The following is a 17,371-nucleotide window of genomic DNA, read 5'->3' on the forward strand; positions in this document are numbered from 1 at the left end:
TATCAAAATAGTCAAGTACTTCTTTATCGCTGCATTCAAGTTCAAGCAAGTAACGTTCTTGTGTGCCTGTATGCATAAAGTCGTTAAATGAAAAACTGCGTTTTTGAGATGCCGCCATCTCTTCTGGTTTGGTTTGGGTTAAATCAATTTCAGTAAAACGCTGTTTGCGTTTGTCTTCGTTTTGACGATAATATTCAACCGTTTTTTTATCCCAACGGTAAGAACTGTAGGCTACCCACGCTTTGTCATAAATTTTATTGTCTATTGTGATAAATTTCGCTTTAAATTGATGCCCTTCTTCAATACACGATGTTGGTAGCGCTTTGGGGCGTGAACCTTTGACGTTTCTAAACTCTCTTAAGCGAAAAGCACCTGAATTGGTCACTTCAAATACACTCACTTTTAACAGGTCTAGGTTAGTACCTTGCCATTCTTTTACCGATTTATTTTTTTGTAATAATAGATAGACATAACCTTCTCTTAAGGTTCGATAAGCATATTTAAAATGGGTTAGCGCTTCTTCTGGCTCTCGGTCTGTTAGGGATAACATGCCTTTGTCCCATTCAATCCCTTTAAAGTTTTTAGGTACCACACTTTTTCTAACTAAAAAAAGAGGAAAGCCCTTTTTTTGGCATGCACCACATTTACCATTGTTCAATACCATGTTTTCCTTGGCTTCATTAATCAGCTCAGGGGTTACAACTGGTGGCTCGTTATTGGCTTGAAGATCGTTGTCGTTAAATTCTGAGTTAGTATTGTTAATCTTTGTATTGTTTGCATCCATTTTATTTCCTTATTGTTCATTATTTATTTTTTATTTAATAACATTTGAAAGTGAGTGTGTATGGCTAAAAATCGTTCAGACAAAGTACCTGGCGAATGTACTGCTACATCATTAATAACAGTGACAATTTCTTCATCTTTTAGCAATTCACCATACTGCATTGAGTAGTAGGTATATACCGTTCTGTCTTTTATGTCTGTTAGGCTAAATGTATTGACAGCGGTATAGTAATGTTCCACTAATGCCATTAAGTCTTTTTCACTAACTTCATCGTCTATTTCTTCTTTTATGTCGTACCAGTTGACATAAAGCCTGAACAAATTAACGGATTCTTTTTGGCAAAAAGTAATTTTGGGCGGCAAACTCGACGGTAGTAGTTGTTTGTTTTTAGCCGGTTTAATTGTCCTTAATTTTTGTTGTATATCTATATAGTAATAAGTTAAATTATCCGGAAGAAAAACATTTATCCAATCAGGTGTGGTTGGATGACTATCTTGTAATAGCTGCATTCTAAATGGTTCGTAGAAAGGAGCAAATGACATGTTGCAAAGCTCCCCTAGCATTAAACCTATTTTGACTATTCTTTGAGCTATTTCATCAATGCTTTGTGGTGCAACAAGCCATCCGCACACATAAGGTTTGGCTGCTAAAAAATCCTCATTAACCTGAATAATAGAAGATAATAATAGTTCTGTATTGACATTTTGATCAGGCTGACCAATACAGACTAGATGAGGGCATGTAAATAATTGATGCGATAACGATGGTCGTTTAACCACCGCAATATCTTTTTTAGGTAAAAGCTGTTTTAATCGTTGTGCGTAAAGTTTGCTTAATTCACTTGTTGTCCCTAGCATATCAATTAATAGGTAGCGATAATGCTTTTTGTTTTCTTCACTATTTAACTGGTTTTGTAAGGTTATCACTCCATTGCCTCCGAGCAATCACTACCTTCTGGCAATTCGACTTTTGGTGCGTCGTAATTTGATGCACTAAGTACGCCCAAACTTGCTGCTTTTACATTGACATCCCCCGGTGCGAGTATTTTTACCCCTCCATTTTCAATGATAATAGCTACGCCATCACAAGCTAAGGTGAGTTTTTTATTCGCCGATATGATGACTTCACTTTCGGTGCTGGTGATTTTCATGTCTTGTCTTGAACTTAATCGCATTTCGTCATTTTGAGCTTGTATGTCTACATTTCCTTTTGAAGCAAAGATTTTTATGCCCATTTTATTGGCAAAGAGACTTATCATATCGCCAGCTGTTACCATGAAGCGTTTGAAGGCACTGACATCAACATTGTTTTGTGCTGTCTGAATCAGGTTTTCACCCGCAGTATGTTGTATTGAGCTTGGCGTAACATTGGCCATACCCGCGGCTGCGTAACTGAGTATGCCAGGTTGTTTTAACTCTTCTAAACTTTGTTCAAGCAGTTGTTTTTGAGTTTGTAAGTCGGCAAGTTCGGCTTCTGCCGCTTCGGCAAGAGCATTTAGTCTTTTGACCATTTCGCAGGCCTGAGTTAGCTCTTTAACAGCATTGTCCATTTGTAATTGCATGCCACCTGCTTGGGTTTGCTCTTCACTGGTGAGGTATAAACCTTTGCCCGCTCTTATTGCTCCCCATTCATCAGTACGCAGCTCTATCCCTTCACCCCGTTTTTCTTTATTTTCATCCACTAAATGCCCAATGTTAAGTTGGGTTTTGCCGTATTCAGTGGCAAGTTTGATGTGCTCTTGACCGCGTTTGTCATCCATGCGCAATTTATTATTCGCTGGGGTGCGAATCACATTGCGGTGTTTGTTAGCTGCCGTAACAAGATCAGGGTGGGCACTGTCGTGCATGGCATGGGAAATATAAGGTCTGTCAGGATTGCCGTCAGTAAAAGCAATCGCTACTTCTGTGCCGTCTATTAATGGAAAGTGAAAACCATAGGTGCTACCTGCATAAGGTTTAGCAAGTCTTATCCATAAACTCTCACTGCCTTTTTTCCAGTTTTTTAAATCAAAATTAAATTTAACACGATATCGTCCTTGGGTATCGATATAGCCATAAGTATCATTGTCAGGGCTACTTACACGTGCTGGTAATGTTCCACTGACTTGTGGCCAAGCTATAGGCTCTGGACGGTACGGCTTTAATACATTAAAAGGAATGGCGGTAAAGCTCAGTTCGTAAGAATCGGTGCGACTGCCTTTTCCCGCTACACTTAAAATAATTATCCCTTCATTCATGCCGGCTAATGGGTTGCCATTGATGCAAATCAGTTGCCCAGGAGCTAGATTATAACGGTTGGTTTTACCACTAATAATAATTTGCTTACTGATTGCTCGCTCATGACGTATACGGGCATACCAGCTACCACCTTCCGGAGCATCGCTACTGCGATATTCATGCTGTGATCTTTTCTCATCATCGCCGTCATCACCATTTTTTCCGCTATTATGATGATTTGAACTATTACCAATTAAACTTTTATAATGTTCTGCGTAACGATAGTTGGTACCATAAGTGGTTTTGTCATCAGGTTGTGAATTTACTGTGCTGAGTAAATTAGCCGTTGCTTGTCGATAGTTATAATCTTGTACTTGAACCGCTGATTCAACGGTTTGGCTGTGCATGCTAATATCCCAAATACTTTCAGTTCCACCGTCAAGAGTGCCACTTGGCAATTTGTAATCGATGTTGGCAACCTGCTCAAATCCCTGTTCATAGTCACTGATGACAAGAACATCACAATCATGCTCAGCATGGCTTTCAAAGCGAAACCAAATGCCAACATCAGCCATTAATCTTTGAATAAATTCAAGATCACTTTCTTGCCATTGGGTTATAAATTCTCTTATTGGGTATTGTTCCCTAAGTTCTAAACGGTAATCTATTCCACTAAGCCCAGAATTCCTTAACACCTCTTCAACAACGCCAATAACACTCTGGTTTTGAAATATGGCGCTTTTACGATTTAGCGTTAGTCTAGCTATTCGTGGCGATAATACGACTTGGTAATGTGCCTCGTCTTTATTTACAGATAATTGACTAAATTCAGTGATGATGCCATAAATTTTGCGTGAATCGCTACCCATTCGCAAATCACTTAAGGAACGAATTGCTGAACTTAATATATTTTTACCTGTTGGATTAAACGAAAATGATGCGTCTTTATTTAAAAAAGACTCTGTTGATAAAACTTTATTGGTACTGGTAAAGGTAATGGTGTAACGCCACAATTGGTTTAACGTTTCTTCACCACTAACGTTTAAAGTAGAGATTGGTGATGTAATCCCATCAATCATTAAGGTATATCGGTTATGGCTAACAGTGTCTGATTGTCCATTGATTAAATTATTACCTACTTGGTTCATAATTTTACTTAAATCTTTTTTCAATTTTATCTCCTTTTCATTCCTTATTTCATCTTGCTACCTTGATTCGATATCTAATGTATTCGTTTTACTTAGATAACGTTCATCTTAAATTTATTTTTTCACGTTAGTGACGCGCTGTTTTTCGGCTGTATTTTAACCGTGCTTTGCCATCCGACATGAAATATGTCCCATATTTTACAAGTCCACCTTCTTTAAAATAACAGACCAATTCATAACCTAATACCATTGCGTCATTGCTTTTTTCATCTATGTTGATATCAATTGAAGCTAATCTTGGCTCATACATCAGCAGTGTCCGTTCAATCGCTCTCATTAAGACATAAGCCGATGAAGGTAGCGCTTGAAAAACGGTGGACATGTCTGGTAATCCATAGTCTGGCAGGTGATGAATTGCCCCTGCACGACTATTTAAAATTCGTTCAATGTTATCCATGACACTGATAATGGTTTGTTCATTTTCGGCTACGTCATCGATCGGTATGCCTGATTCAAAGTAACCGTATAGCATGTCGTATAACGAAGCACTCATTTTTACTCTTCTTCCTCTAATTTTATTGAGTATTGTTTTGCCGAAATTTCACGTGCTGAAGTAATGTTTAGGTCACCACGCTTTAACACTAATCGCCATGTGTTATTTTTTAGGTTTGGCTCTTTAAAAAGTGCAATAACCCCAACGGCATTCGCTTTTTTGTTTAATGGTGTATCAATTGAAATTGCGGTATCAGGTTTTAATACGACTTCTTTACTTTCTAACAATGAATCGCCTAATACATCACTATCTTGAGTAACTAGGTCTTGGTAAGTTGCAGAATTAAATTTGTTATTATTTTTCAATTGGTAAATGCGTATTACAACTGGTGAAGATCTTCCGTCATCCCCCATGTTTAATTCTGATCTGGCTATGAGGTCTAAATGCAGTGTTCTTATATTCCATTTAAATACTGAATCACTAAGATCCGATGCTGATTCAGTTACGCTTTGTGCAATACCACATCCTGTTAACCATACAATTGATAAACTCGCAATTAATAATTTGATTAATTTCATTTTGATTCCTTTTCTTTTTAATGTGCATTGTAATCAATCCCCGAATATTGCCCTATGTTTATAGCAACGGTTTCTTGAATTGATTCATTATTGGTGTTTGCTTTGCTAAATGAGGCTGTCAGTCCTAATCGACAATTCTTCGAGGTTAGCCTGCTACTTGGCAAAAAGTTTTTCTTGATTTTAAGTGTTAGTTTGGCATCAACTTGATAGCCTAAATAAACTCGTAATAAAGCTAATATATCTTGAAATAATTGACCATCCGGCAGTAACTCTGCTATCTGCTCTTCATATTGAGGAGTGATAGCAATATGGATAGTTTGGTTGCATTCTTTAAAACGCGATCCTAATGCTCTAGCACCATTTAATCCCATTCGCTGTTGCCCTTTTCCCCCTAATTTGACCGGCGTGTCTATAGTGTGCCAAATTGGATAAAATTCAGTGACATCTACTTTGGCGTCATCCACCATCACCCGAATTAATCCAGCGACCCCTTCAGCAGTGCGTGTTTTTTGAGACATTAATCCTAATAATGCCAAAAAACGGGATAATGGAGTGCCTATTTGGTCACCTGTGCCTTTAATTCCTAAACCTATTAAGCCCAATAAACATTGGGAAACAGGATCACGCCCGCCGCTGGTAAAACTCGAAGGGTAGTGATACTTTAACCATATACGATAAAACTGCGTGATGATCCGGTGATTGAACATATCCAAAAAATCTGTCATCACTTGGTAATTATCTTCACGGCGTATAATGTTGTTAAGTAATCTTAACGGTAATACGGCATCAACCCCATATAATCCAAGAAATCGGGTTCTGACTGTCGCAGGACGATTTAAATAAGGCGTCCGTTCAATATATTTGAGCTCACTAGCTGGAAAAGACATGTCCACCGAAGGTGCAAAACGCAATGGGTCGGCAGCAGGTGATTCGTTTTTACCCAATATAGGTTCTGATGCATATAATTGTTCAAGTAACTGACAAAAACGATAAAAGTTTATTTTTGGCAGTTCTTTTTCAATCATTTGCATTAAAGGGCTGTTTTCGATACTTTGCTCTGATTCCATACTATTTTCTTTCCTGTTGGTAAACTAATGATAACCAGTTGTGTAAATAGATTAACATCGGCATACAAGGCAAAAAATTGCTGTAGTAATTCGCCAAATAGCATCATGTCACTTTCACCTGTGAATTGATAACTGTTTAGTGTAACTTCAATTTCAATTCCACGTTGTAACATGCCGTTTTCTGTTCGTTTTATTATTCGATGTGAGACTTCAATAATTCCTTCTAAACGTCGGCGATTAATTTCATTTTCTGTCCAGTCGTATAAAGCAAGTGTTCCACGTAACACTTCGGCATTCATTAGCGATAGGTAGTTCGGCGCTAGGTGTGATAGTACTCGCCAATAAAAACGGTCTTCTGTTGGTGGGTAACATGGCATTGTCGGCGAACATAAGTTGCGTACTTTGGCAATGCTACTATGAGAATCAGCAAGTTCGTGAATTCGAGCATTACGTAACGCTTTTCGCGGTAACATGCCATTGGTACCTGTTACTCGTAAAGATAACGTTTCATTTTCAAAGTGTTCATCTTTATCCCAGATTTTTCCACCAAGAATTAGCCATGTGTCATGCAGCCCCGATGCGCCTTTACGAACGCGCGTGTGATAATAGCGTTCTGGTGAGTCATGTCGTAACATACCACCACGATGTTTAAAACTAGTAAAAGGAACATAACGATATCGTCCTTCTTTTGTAATAGCTTCTACATGTTCAACTGAGTAAACTTCGACATGTCCGTCTTGTCTTAATAATGGGCGAAGTAGGTATTCGCTTTCTAATTGATTTACTACAATAGGATCGGCTTCCATATCAAATAGGTTAATGACTGGAACACAATGTAAACGGATATTGTCATAAGCCAATGGCATATCGCTTGGCCAAGTTTCACTAAGTGTTAATTCAATGTCAATATAGGTACAAGATTCTGGTACATTTTTTATGTTTAAACCATGCAGATCAACAAACATGAATTTTTCACGAAATGCAAAATATTCTAATAGCAGTTGATAGCCAGAGAAAGCATTATCTGGCTTTAACCATAAGCGATCCTCATCAGCAAATCCTACTGGTGTTATTTTACCGTCGAAGCTAAATTTTTCTTCGGTATTAGTTGAGTAGCGTAGATGCATAGCCGCTACTTGTTGAGTTAAAGCATGATGTAATGTAGAAGCTATTGGAGCATCAGCATTGAGATAAAGCCGTAAACAAGACAGGTCGATCTGTTCAAAGTCAGCTAGCTCACTAAAGCTTAAACGTATTGATATTACACTTCGGCCGTCATGACTTAATTCAAGTTTTGCTCGATTTATTTTTATTGGTTGTAATGTGACTGATTGTGTTGTTCTAAATGGGCATTTAGTTCCAACATGCCCTAAGGGCTCAGTCTGTACTTGTAATCCTTTTGGAATCACTTCTTGGCGCGATAATATGGAATAATCAGGCGTTAATTCAACTATCGACATGGAAGGAATTAAACGCAGGTAATGTGGCCAAAGTAATGTCACCAAACTTTCAGTTAGTTCGGGTATATCATCGTCAATTTTCTGACGTAACCGCCCGGTTAAAAAAGCAAAACCTTCAAATAATCGTTCTACGTAAGGATCGCGATCACCTACACGATCTAAGTTTAATAAACTTGCTCTGTCTGGGTGTATTTTAGCGAACTCTTTTCCAGCTTCTCGCAAATAACGCATTTCTGATTCGTAATAGCGTAGAATTAAATCATCCATTGTTTTTCTCTTAACTGATTATATTTTTGTCTTTTAGTTATAAATAATGTTACATCGCATTTAATGCACGAGCAGGATCAAGCTGCATTAATTCATGTTGTAACAGATCTATTTGTTCTGGCAGATTGACTTTTATGCCGTCTTTTAATTGGCTTTTTTGTTTCATTAATCTCAGTAGAAAACGTTTTACATCAAAGATTAATTCGGGCTCCCATTGAATTAATGTCAATGTTTCTTGTTGATTATTCAATCCAATTAGTAATTTTAGTGCAATATCTTGTTTACCAAGCTGTTCAGCAATTCGAGCTTGTGTATATTGAAGTAAATATCGTTGCTTCGGTGAGCGTACAGATGGTAAGTTTTGTAACCATTGAAATGATTTTTCTAAATTTTCGCTACGCGCTAATTCTTGGGCTTGTTTTTCAATTTCTACCCAATCGTTTTCGCCCGATATTGAAACTGGACCAATGCTGTCATCTTCATCTAAATGGTGTATACGCGCGTTTGTCGCTATCCAATTTAAGGTTTCATCGTCAGCAAATGGCATTCCATTATCAAAACAAAGGCGCTCAATACCATTGAGTCGTTCTAACATTAATCCGATGTCAGCCAAAAAAATATCTGCCCAAGATTGATGAGGCTCACCCAATTTTTGAAGCGATAAGATCGTTGCTCGTTGTAAATCTAACCAGAAGTGATTTGCCCCTTCCATAAAGGCAGCTTCAACACGTTCAAATAATTCCGCCCATTGTTGTTGTAGGATCAATCGATTAATATTTTGTTTAAGTTCAGCCCTTGGTGCTGGTAAGCGTGTTCTACCTCTCTGATCAACTGGCGGTAAGTCAATTATGGTATCCCATCTAAGTATTCGTAAAAATCGCCCTGCTGGTAAATACCCTTCTGGTTTTTCACGCAGGAAAGCAGCCATTTTGCGAGCTTGATCAAGAAGATCACGTTGAGAGCTAATTTTTACATCAGCAATTTTTATCGGCGATTCAACAGCTGATGCCGTTTCTGTTGTTGCCTGTTTTGCTGCTTCTTCAGTTGATGTATTTGCAGCTTGTTGCTTTAGGTTGTTATTAAAAAAATGAAAAAGTGCTGATAAATCTGGTGGTTCAACCGTTTGTTCTGGCGTTTCACCTACAAATAATTTTTTACAACTTTGATCTATTTCATTTAATGCAATAATAATACGACTTAAATTTTCTTCAGAAATTGGCTGCACTAAGGTAAGTTGGTCGATAAACCTAGCATTAGCTAACCATTCGATCGCATTTTTACGAATGTTATGTCGAGAGGGATAGATCGATGATCCAAATGTGTTAAGTAAGCCACCAAGTAGTTCTATCCCATCTGCATAGCCATCTGCACCGTCAACGTATAATCGAGCAAGACAATAATAAGTAGCAACACGGATGTCTTTACTACTTTGTTTTATCATGTTTTCGCTTTCAGTAACAATCATTGGGTAATCAATGCCTGAAAGCTTATTGATTTCATCTTTTATTTCTTGAAAAGTATCATAATAAGTTAAATCTTCACCCGAAGGTTTGTCTGGACTGATTGGTTGTAACCAATCAGTCCATTTTTGATTTAGCTGTTCTTTTGCTGATTCACTGGTATCTTGCGTGCCAAAGATACGACTTAACAGTTGGCTAAACATAACAATTTTCCATTATTTGATTTTTATTAATCTCTATTCAAATACCGTTTGTGGTAAATTAAAGTTGCGTAATTTCAACAGTGTTAATGGTCCACCACCTAACTGTGTTCGTAGAATGAATCTTAATTTATTGTCATCAGGTGTCTTCCATACTATCTCATAACGTGATGAGTCTAATGGTTTAACTGACGCTGTTTCAAGAAGTCGTACCCAAGCCCAATCTCCATTAAAGTATTCATAAAGTTGTAAGCCAGTTTCATCACTGCTCCAGCTAAGTTGTGAATACGGTGAGTAACCATCGCCTGGCCAGTTAAATCGTTGCCATGTTGGTGCTTGGTTAAAATATTCCAATTTTTGTTTGTTGATAACTAATTCTGTGCGAGCTATTTTGTCCCCACTTCGTGGCATTAAATCAAATGATAATCCGATATCGCCCGATGTAATCAATTCGGATGAAATATCATTAAATAAATTTAATGTTTCAAGAAACTCTGGTGAGAAGTTTAAACCTTGGGCATTGACAGTATTGACAATCCATCTTCCACCTTTTTTCTCTAGAACACCACTTAGTTCGTTAATAATGAAGTTATCAATAATTCCTGTGTCAGAACGTAGGAATCGAGCAAGCTCCGCTAAAGATGCTTCATTTTCACTATTTTTGAATGGATAGCGTCCTGCAAAGGATTTTTCCCATTGGTTCACAATGTAATTTTGCCAAACTTCATTGAAACTGTTTGTTGCAGGAGAAAGTACAACTTGCCACGATTGTTCAAGTGGTTGTTTAAACAAACTATAACCAAATCCAGCCCATTCATCTCCAAGGTTAGCTGCAATTAAGTTTCCGTAATCTCGTGTTTCTGTTAGGTCAACGGACGTGCCTTTAAAAACACTTTTAGCTAGCACTTGCATCATGGCTTGAGGATCAGGGCTATTTGTTACATTTTGTAATTTTAAGCGCACTTGTGTAACACGTGATAAATAACTCTGTAATGAAAGCCCACTGTTATTATCATTTTTAAGTAAATTAATTAAAGGGGCAAATGTAGCAGTTAAAGGTCCTGATCCTTCATTCTCTTTTAGCATGCTTCTTGATGATTTTTTACCCATAATTTCTTGCGCAGTACGCATTAAATTATCAGATATGCCATCTTTTGAGAACTCAGTTTCTGATTCATATTTGACAATATTAATCAAAGCGATGAGTGGGGAATGCCGGCTATCAGCAAGTAATGTTAATTGTTCAATAGAGTCTGAAATATTTTCAGTTTGTTGCCACTGTATAGTATTTAAAAAATATAACCAAGCTGCACCAAATTCATTAAAATAACGTTCAGTAAGTTCTTTTTTCAATACTTCAGGCGAAATTGCTCTTGTTAGGCTATTTTTACCACCTTCGCCTAATACCCAGTCAATTTGATCTCTACGTGTTTTAGCCGCATCTTCAATTTCATCTTTTATGGTGTTTTCCCATGCTTTTCGAGTGTAGATACCCGGCACTTCAACATCATTAAAGAAGAGTATATGACTGTCTATCCCAGGCAGTAATTCATATAAACTTAGATTTGAATACTGTTGACTAGCACGTTGAATTATTTCTTGGTACAGTCTATTAACCGCATTTTGAACACCTATTTTATTGATTAATACTCTTCGTGAATTTTTAACCAATAGTTTATCTTCGCTTAGCGTCCAGTCAGAATGCGTTTTAAGCATTTGTCCCCAAAAACGAACCAAATCAGGCATTAGTCGCTGCCAATCACCGTCGTTAACACCTTCAGGTGTTCGCCATCTTTGCGAAGCAAATTGGCTTAAATATTTGCCATCACTTTTATCTGATTGGCTCATCATTAAATATGCTTTTAATACATCATATGCAGAATCAACAAGTTTAGCTCGCTCAGGGTTATCTGGTGGTAATTCAGTTAATAAAGTTAAATAATCTGTCAATAAATTATGAAATGGTGTAGCAATATTGCGTGAGTTAGTTGTTCTATAGCTAAGCAATAATTTATTTAACAGTGGATCATTATGATTTAATCCAAAACCATAAAATAACGGTACGCCATGTTGTTTGCGATACAGGAGCTGTTCAATGCGTTGTTGTAATTGATATTGTATCTGTAATCTTGCTGTATAATCTTGTTTAACAGAATTATCAGCTTGTGTAGCCAACTCAATACTTTCATTAATTAATGATGCATTTTTAACATAGGATGTGATTAAGCCTGCGCCAAACATCAAAATAGCTCCGATAAGAGCACACCCAGAAACCATTCCCCATTGAAGACCAATACGTTTACCAGTTAGCTGCGTTGCATCATCACTGATTGACTCCCATGTTGGTGTCATTGTAAGGTAGTTATCAAAGAATTGTTCTTCTTCATCGGTTGGTAACTCTTGATGAGGTATGAAAAATAGTCCACGAATACGCGGAGAATATGGCAATGAGATCAATGCATTTAGGTAACGCCTAATATTTTCTATATCGCCTTTAACTAGCTTTTGACTTAATTTAAGTAAGAATGTATATAAAACGTTTTCTTTTATTTGCTGTACTCCACGCTTACTGCATTCTTCCGATAGTTTATTGAGTGAGAATACCACTGATTCCATTGATTCTGGTGTTAAACTAGAGAAGAAAAGACCAACACTTTGTTCAGTTCTCCCTGCTTGTGACCATGTATTTTCTTGGGCAGCAACTAAGTAGAGAGGTGCAGACCATTTTAATAGTTTATCTCGCGATTGGGATTGTAATATTGCCTTCTCAATAATTAATTGTTGTTGTCGAGAGTTGACAAGATAATCTTTATTTACAACCCATATGATTGCATCTAACGGTTTACGAGAGAATGGTAACCAACGTGAGAAGTGTTTTCTTAATGCGATTGACCATGATGTATTAAGTTTTTCTTCAACATCACCGCCATAGATCATTAATGTTTTATCGTTTAGCTGCCATTTGTCTTGTTGTAAACGAGGAAATGCTGATTGAACATCAGTTGATGTACCTAATACAAGGCATTTGCGAATTTTATAACGCCAAAATAAACCGCGTCGGTATTTACATTCTTTTTGAATTTCTGAAAATTCATTAAATGTTTTTATTTTTTTATGGCTAGTAGTTGTTTCTTTAGGATTAAGTGATTCACGTTTAACTCTATCTCTTACCCAGCCTATACGACTTCTTAAAATAAGGGAAGGAGCTATAATCAGACCCACTATAAATAACATGCCATATAGCCATATCTCAAATTTTCTTCCTAATGTCTTATAACCTAACTCGTCGCCAAAAAGGTATATACCCATGGCTAATGATGCGGCTCCTATCAGGATAATGAAAATTAATCCAAACTGCTTCCATTTACTTCTCATTACAACACCCTTTCCCGTTTACGCTAATGTCACTACCGAAAATAACCATTGATTTTGGTTTCTAGTAGCAATTAAATTATTCCGTTTAGTTTTATTTATCATTTCAGAACTCATTGCTAACGCTAGCCAATAAGATAACTCTGTTTGTTTACCTACAAACTTTTCTAGTCCATATAATTGCTCAGGCTCTACACTTTGATTAACTAGCTGTTTGTTGATTTCTGTTTCTTGTTTATTATCTAAATTAACAAACCAAAGATGACTTACTTGTTTTATTGCAGGTTGCATTTCAACCATTTGCTTAATTGCAATTGGCAATTCTTCATCAATCATCGGTCTTAAAATTTGAGCTTTAGCTTTCTTTATTTCTAAATCTTGATATTGGGCATTATTTACCAATAAAAAGGCAGCTAAAAACTCTGAGGCACTAGATTGAGTATTATTAATAATAATTAACTCAATCATTGGCTGTGGTGAATCTATCCATTCGGCAATTTTTTCAATATTAGGCACAGTGTCAATCATATAATTTAAATTATAATCATGTTTAATCCCTGAGTTACGATAAGCTCGAGCTATTTCTCTATCAATATTTTCATATGAGTCAATTGGCATATAGAGAGAAATATTGATATTTGCTTTACTCGGTAAGATCGATATAGCATCGCTCATTGAACAAAATATATTATCAAAAGCCGAGGTTAGTTCAGACTTGTCTTTAAATTTTAGCGATTTATTAATTTTGGAATGCAAATTTGAGCCATTCTCTAAAATAGAACTGGCAGTTATTTCATCCGGTATTACATAAGCGCTGTCAAGAACCAATAATGACTTCATTGCCCACTTTTGCCAATTTTGTTCAACTTTTTTTTGTTCATCTTGCCAAATATCATATTTTTCTTGTGCAAGCCCATATAGGTATAATCGAATACTAAAAGCTGAACCACCTATTAATGTCGGAAAAAATGCTACACCGACCCAATATGTCCACTGTGAGGCGTAACTATCATTTGGCCAAGCTTTTGCAAGAATAAAGCTTGAGATAATAGCTAAAGCAGTGATAAAAAGCCCCCATCTTCCGCGATTTAATTGCACTGGAGGTCTTACAATATTGGTAATATTAGGTTTAGGCCAAGACATAATATTATTCAATCTCCGCAGTAGTAATTGTGGCTATAACTTTACAGCCACACGCACACTCGCACTGATCCATCGCTATCCCTTTTCCATCTGAAAAGCTTTTTTCAGATGATTCCACAATTGGATTTACACCATGATATTTTATAGGGCAACTAACCAGATCACCAATTAAAGCAGCAGGCTTACCTTCTATAATCATAGCTGATGAAGCCGAAATTACCGATCCACCGTGTGTTGTTGGATCTCCTAATCGCACTATATTCTTACCCATTTTTTATTTCCTTTATTTATTCCTTAATTTTCAAATCTTCTTTTGTTTTTTTAGAAGTCTTTTGTTTACTGTTTTGAGTATCATCTGCTGGTTTTATTTTAGCTGTTTTAGCCTTTGTCGCTTTAGTTTTCGCTTTACCATTATCTGTTACCCATTCCAATACAATTCCTTCAGATTCGTTAAAATCAAGTAGTAAAGTTTGAACTTTGCTATTAGCAATGTTGCTTCTTTGTAAAAGTAAATTTGATACCACAGGTAAAATTTGCTGATTTAAAATACTGTCAATATTGCGAGCACCTGTGTCTGGTAATAAGCATGCTGAAACCAACGTATCGTAAAGTTTTTCGCCAACTTTAAACACGACTTTGTAGTGTTTTTGTAATCGGCTCGCAACTTTGTTTAATTTCATTTCGACTATTCGACGTAGCGCATCTTGACCTAACGGGGTGTAAATGACCGTTTGGAAACGAGCAAGTAACGCCGGTTGGAAGTGTTCACGAATAATAGGTCGTAATAATTCTTGTTGTGTTGCAGTGTCTGCATCTGGCATTTCTTCAAAAAGTGCCATAAGCTCATCACTTCCTAGGTTAGATGTCATTAATATTAATGTATTGCGGAAATCGATTTCTCGACCTTCACCATCTCGCATAAATCCACGATCAAACACTTGATAGAATAAGTTTAGTACATCACGATGTGCTTTTTCGACTTCATCTAATAGTACAACACTGTATGGTCTTTTACGGACAGCTTCAGTTAGTATCCCACCTTGTCCATATCCCACATATCCAGGAGGAGAACCTTTAAGTTGCGATACCGTATGCGCCTCTTGATATTCTGACATATTAATTGTCACTAATGATTGCTCACCACCAAATAGTGTGTCAGCAAGCGCTAACGCAGTTTCTGTTTTACCCACACCCGATGGACCAACTAATAAAAATACACCCATTGGGGCATCTTCAGAAGTAAGCCCTGTTTTTGCTGCACGAATACGCTTAGCAATTTCAAATAGCGCAGTATCTTGCCCAACAACCCGTTGACGTAAATCATCTTCAAGTGCTAATAAATGGCTTTGCTCATCTTTTAATAAGCTTTCCAAAGGTACGCCTGTCCAATCTGAAATAACTGAAGAAACAGTACGGCTATCAACATCAAGTGAAAGTAATGGATTATTACCTTGTAATTCATTTAATTGTTGTTGCTTTTCAGAAAGTTTCTTAAGAATTTTTGTATCTGTATCAGTAGTGATTTCTTTACGCAATTCAATTAATTCTTCAACTAACTCCTTCTCTTTTTCAAATTGAGCTTGTTGAGTAGCTAATTTTTTGTGCAATTCATTGAGCTGTAATTCAATTTCAGTTATACGCTCACTAGATAAATTTTCACCTAATGCTAAATCAGCTTCTATGGCTTCTTGTTCTATCCCAAGAGAATCTATTTTTGCTTCAAGTTGGACTATTGATTCAGGAATAGTATCAAGCCCCATTCTTACACGTGCCGATGCTGTATCCAGTAGATCTACCGCTTTATCCGGCAGTTGACGGCCACTAATGTAACGCCTTGATAATGAAACGGCAGTTTTGACTGCTTCATCTGAGATATGTACGCCATGATGTTTAGCATAACGCGATTTTAATCCACGCAACATAAGGCAGGCTTTTTCGTCATCAGGTTCATCAACTTTGACTATTTGGAAACGACGCTCCAATGCGGCATCTTTTTCAAAATATTGTTTATATTCTGACCATGTGGTCGCAGCTATAGTCCGTAACTCACCTCTAGCCAATGCTGGTTTTAATAAATTTGCAGCATCAGCACCACCAGCAGAATTGCCTGCACCAATAATGGTATGTGCTTCGTCAATAAATAATAGTATTGGTGTTGGTGATTGTTGAACAGCATCAATAACATTTTTTAATCTTTGCTCAAATTCACCTTTAACACCCGCACCAGCTTGTAATAGACCAAGATCAAGCGATAATATACTAACATTTGCAAGATTTTTAGGTATGTTACCTTCAGCAATACGAAGTGCTAAACCTTCAACTAAGGCTGTTTTACCAACACCCGGTTCTCCAACTAGTATTGGGTTATTTTTTCGGCGTCGAGATAAAATATCTACCATTTGTCTGATTTCATTATCACGACCAAAAACAGGATCGATTCTACCTGCTTTAGCTTTTTCTGTTACATTTTCAGTAAAGCGTTCAAGTGCTGCCTGAAGATGTTTTTGCAACGTAGCTTGTTTATCTGTGTCATTTTTAGAATCAGACGTTGATAATTTTTGTGCATTATTTGCTGAACTGCCTTCCGTTGTTGATTCAATATTCAAATTATCTGCTGTATCAATGTTAGCTTCTGAATAATAATTAGATTGATTAATTGGGTTTTCATCTGACAGTTCATCTAATTTGGAACGCATTTTTTTCAATGATACAGGCGATAAACTTAATAATTGCCAAGCATCTTGTGCTTTTAAGCAATGTGGCATTTCTTGCAATGCTTGTAATATATGGACTGAACGAATCGCTTCTTCATGATCTTCTAGCGATGCTTTTAACCATGCTGATTGTATTATAGCAATCAACGATGGCGATAAACTTGGTTTTGTATTAATGGTATGAGGCAATGCGTCTAGATAATTTAGTAATCCTGTCCAGACTTTATCCATATCAAATTGATAATGCCTTGCAATAATTGTAATATCACCTGAACCCTGTTCTAATAATTTTAATAACCAATGTTCAAGTGTAATTTCTGTATGTGCTCGTGTTTGGCATAAACCAGCCGCAGCTTCGAGTGATTTAGCACAATACGAATTTAGTCGTCTTAATAAAACAGAGGGATCAGCAATCATTACTACTATTCCTTTCTTTAATTCCATTATTTGTTAGTTTAAAAATGCTGAT

12 protein-coding genes are annotated in these 17,371 nt (G+C 36.8%); all 12 read right to left on the reverse strand.

The window, feature by feature from the left end; translation table 11 throughout:
* The coding region (locus A9G34_RS07700; protein ID WP_141670381.1) for a toxin VasX at nucleotides 1-784 on the reverse strand (784 nt) is incomplete at its 3' end.
* A 23-nt stretch (nucleotides 785-807) separates the two neighbouring features.
* Entirely contained in the window at nucleotides 808-1,710 is a 903-nt protein-coding gene (locus A9G34_RS07705) for a hypothetical protein (RefSeq protein WP_065569373.1), read from the reverse strand.
* Complete coding sequence (locus tag A9G34_RS07710; protein WP_051825027.1) at nucleotides 1,707-4,172, reverse strand: type VI secretion system Vgr family protein; 2,466 nt, start codon at nucleotides 4,170-4,172, stop codon at nucleotides 1,707-1,709. Before A9G34_RS07710 ends, A9G34_RS07705 begins: the two co-directional genes overlap by 4 nt.
* Before the next feature lie 103 nt (nucleotides 4,173-4,275).
* Nucleotides 4,276-4,701, reverse strand: coding sequence for a type VI secretion system baseplate subunit TssE (gene tssE / locus A9G34_RS07715; protein ID WP_034943643.1), 426 nt, complete (start codon nucleotides 4,699-4,701; stop codon nucleotides 4,276-4,278).
* A 2-nt stretch (nucleotides 4,702-4,703) separates the two neighbouring features.
* Nucleotides 4,704-5,219: a type VI secretion system lipoprotein TssJ gene (gene tssJ / locus A9G34_RS07720; protein WP_051825029.1), complete on the reverse strand. Its 516-nt coding sequence runs from the start codon at nucleotides 5,217-5,219 to the stop codon at nucleotides 4,704-4,706.
* Between the two features lie 17 nt (nucleotides 5,220-5,236).
* Complete coding sequence (gene tssG, locus A9G34_RS07725; RefSeq protein ID WP_065569374.1) at nucleotides 5,237-6,286, reverse strand: type VI secretion system baseplate subunit TssG; 1,050 nt, start codon at nucleotides 6,284-6,286, stop codon at nucleotides 5,237-5,239.
* Nucleotides 6,250-8,013, reverse strand: coding sequence for a type VI secretion system baseplate subunit TssF (tssF, locus tag A9G34_RS07730; RefSeq protein WP_065569375.1), 1,764 nt, complete (start codon nucleotides 8,011-8,013; stop codon nucleotides 6,250-6,252). The genes tssG and tssF overlap by 37 nt, the downstream gene beginning before the upstream one ends.
* 49 nt (nucleotides 8,014-8,062) lie before the next feature.
* Nucleotides 8,063-9,676 (reverse strand): type VI secretion system protein TssA, encoded by a 1,614-nt coding sequence (gene tssA, locus A9G34_RS07735; protein ID WP_065569376.1) that lies wholly within the window; start codon nucleotides 9,674-9,676, stop codon nucleotides 8,063-8,065.
* A 33-nt stretch (nucleotides 9,677-9,709) separates the two neighbouring features.
* Complete coding sequence (locus A9G34_RS07740) at nucleotides 9,710-13,048, reverse strand: ImcF-related family protein (RefSeq protein WP_065569377.1); 3,339 nt, start codon at nucleotides 13,046-13,048, stop codon at nucleotides 9,710-9,712.
* An 18-nt stretch (nucleotides 13,049-13,066) separates the two neighbouring features.
* A complete protein-coding gene (locus A9G34_RS07745; RefSeq protein ID WP_034943660.1) occupies nucleotides 13,067-14,188 on the reverse strand; it encodes a hypothetical protein in 1,122 nt (373 codons plus the stop codon).
* Between the two features lie 4 nt (nucleotides 14,189-14,192).
* On the reverse strand, nucleotides 14,193-14,459 hold the full coding sequence (locus A9G34_RS07750; RefSeq protein WP_065569378.1) for a PAAR domain-containing protein: 267 nt from the start codon (nucleotides 14,457-14,459) through the stop codon (nucleotides 14,193-14,195).
* 16 nt (nucleotides 14,460-14,475) lie between these two features.
* A complete protein-coding gene (gene tssH, locus A9G34_RS07755; RefSeq protein ID WP_065569379.1) occupies nucleotides 14,476-17,319 on the reverse strand; it encodes a type VI secretion system ATPase TssH in 2,844 nt (947 codons plus the stop codon).
* Nucleotides 17,320-17,371 lie beyond the last annotated feature (52 nt).

This window comes from Gilliamella sp. Choc4-2 (genome assembly GCF_001690355.1).
Classification (GTDB): Bacteria; Pseudomonadota; Gammaproteobacteria; order Enterobacterales; family Orbaceae; genus Gilliamella; species Gilliamella apicola_A.

Bases quoted from the DNA above. Each gene is read 5' to 3' on its own strand.
- A9G34_RS07750 (WP_065569378.1), bottom strand. From the start codon at position 14,459: ATGGGTAAGAATATAGTGCGATTAGGAGATCCAACAACACACGGTGGA.
- A9G34_RS07745 (WP_034943660.1), bottom strand. From the start codon at position 14,188: ATGTCTTGGCCTAAACCTAATATTACCAATATTGTAAGACCTCCAGTG.
- tssF (WP_065569375.1), bottom strand. From the start codon at position 8,013: ATGGATGATTTAATTCTACGCTATTACGAATCAGAAATGCGTTATTTG.
- A9G34_RS07740 (WP_065569377.1), bottom strand. From the start codon at position 13,048: ATGAGAAGTAAATGGAAGCAGTTTGGATTAATTTTCATTATCCTGATA.
- tssE (WP_034943643.1), bottom strand. From the start codon at position 4,701: ATGAGTGCTTCGTTATACGACATGCTATACGGTTACTTTGAATCAGGC.
- tssA (WP_065569376.1), bottom strand. From the start codon at position 9,676: ATGTTTAGCCAACTGTTAAGTCGTATCTTTGGCACGCAAGATACCAGT.
- tssG (WP_065569374.1), bottom strand. From the start codon at position 6,286: ATGGAATCAGAGCAAAGTATCGAAAACAGCCCTTTAATGCAAATGATT.
- tssH (WP_065569379.1), bottom strand. From the start codon at position 17,319: ATGATTGCTGATCCCTCTGTTTTATTAAGACGACTAAATTCGTATTGT.
- tssJ (WP_051825029.1), bottom strand. From the start codon at position 5,219: ATGAAATTAATCAAATTATTAATTGCGAGTTTATCAATTGTATGGTTA.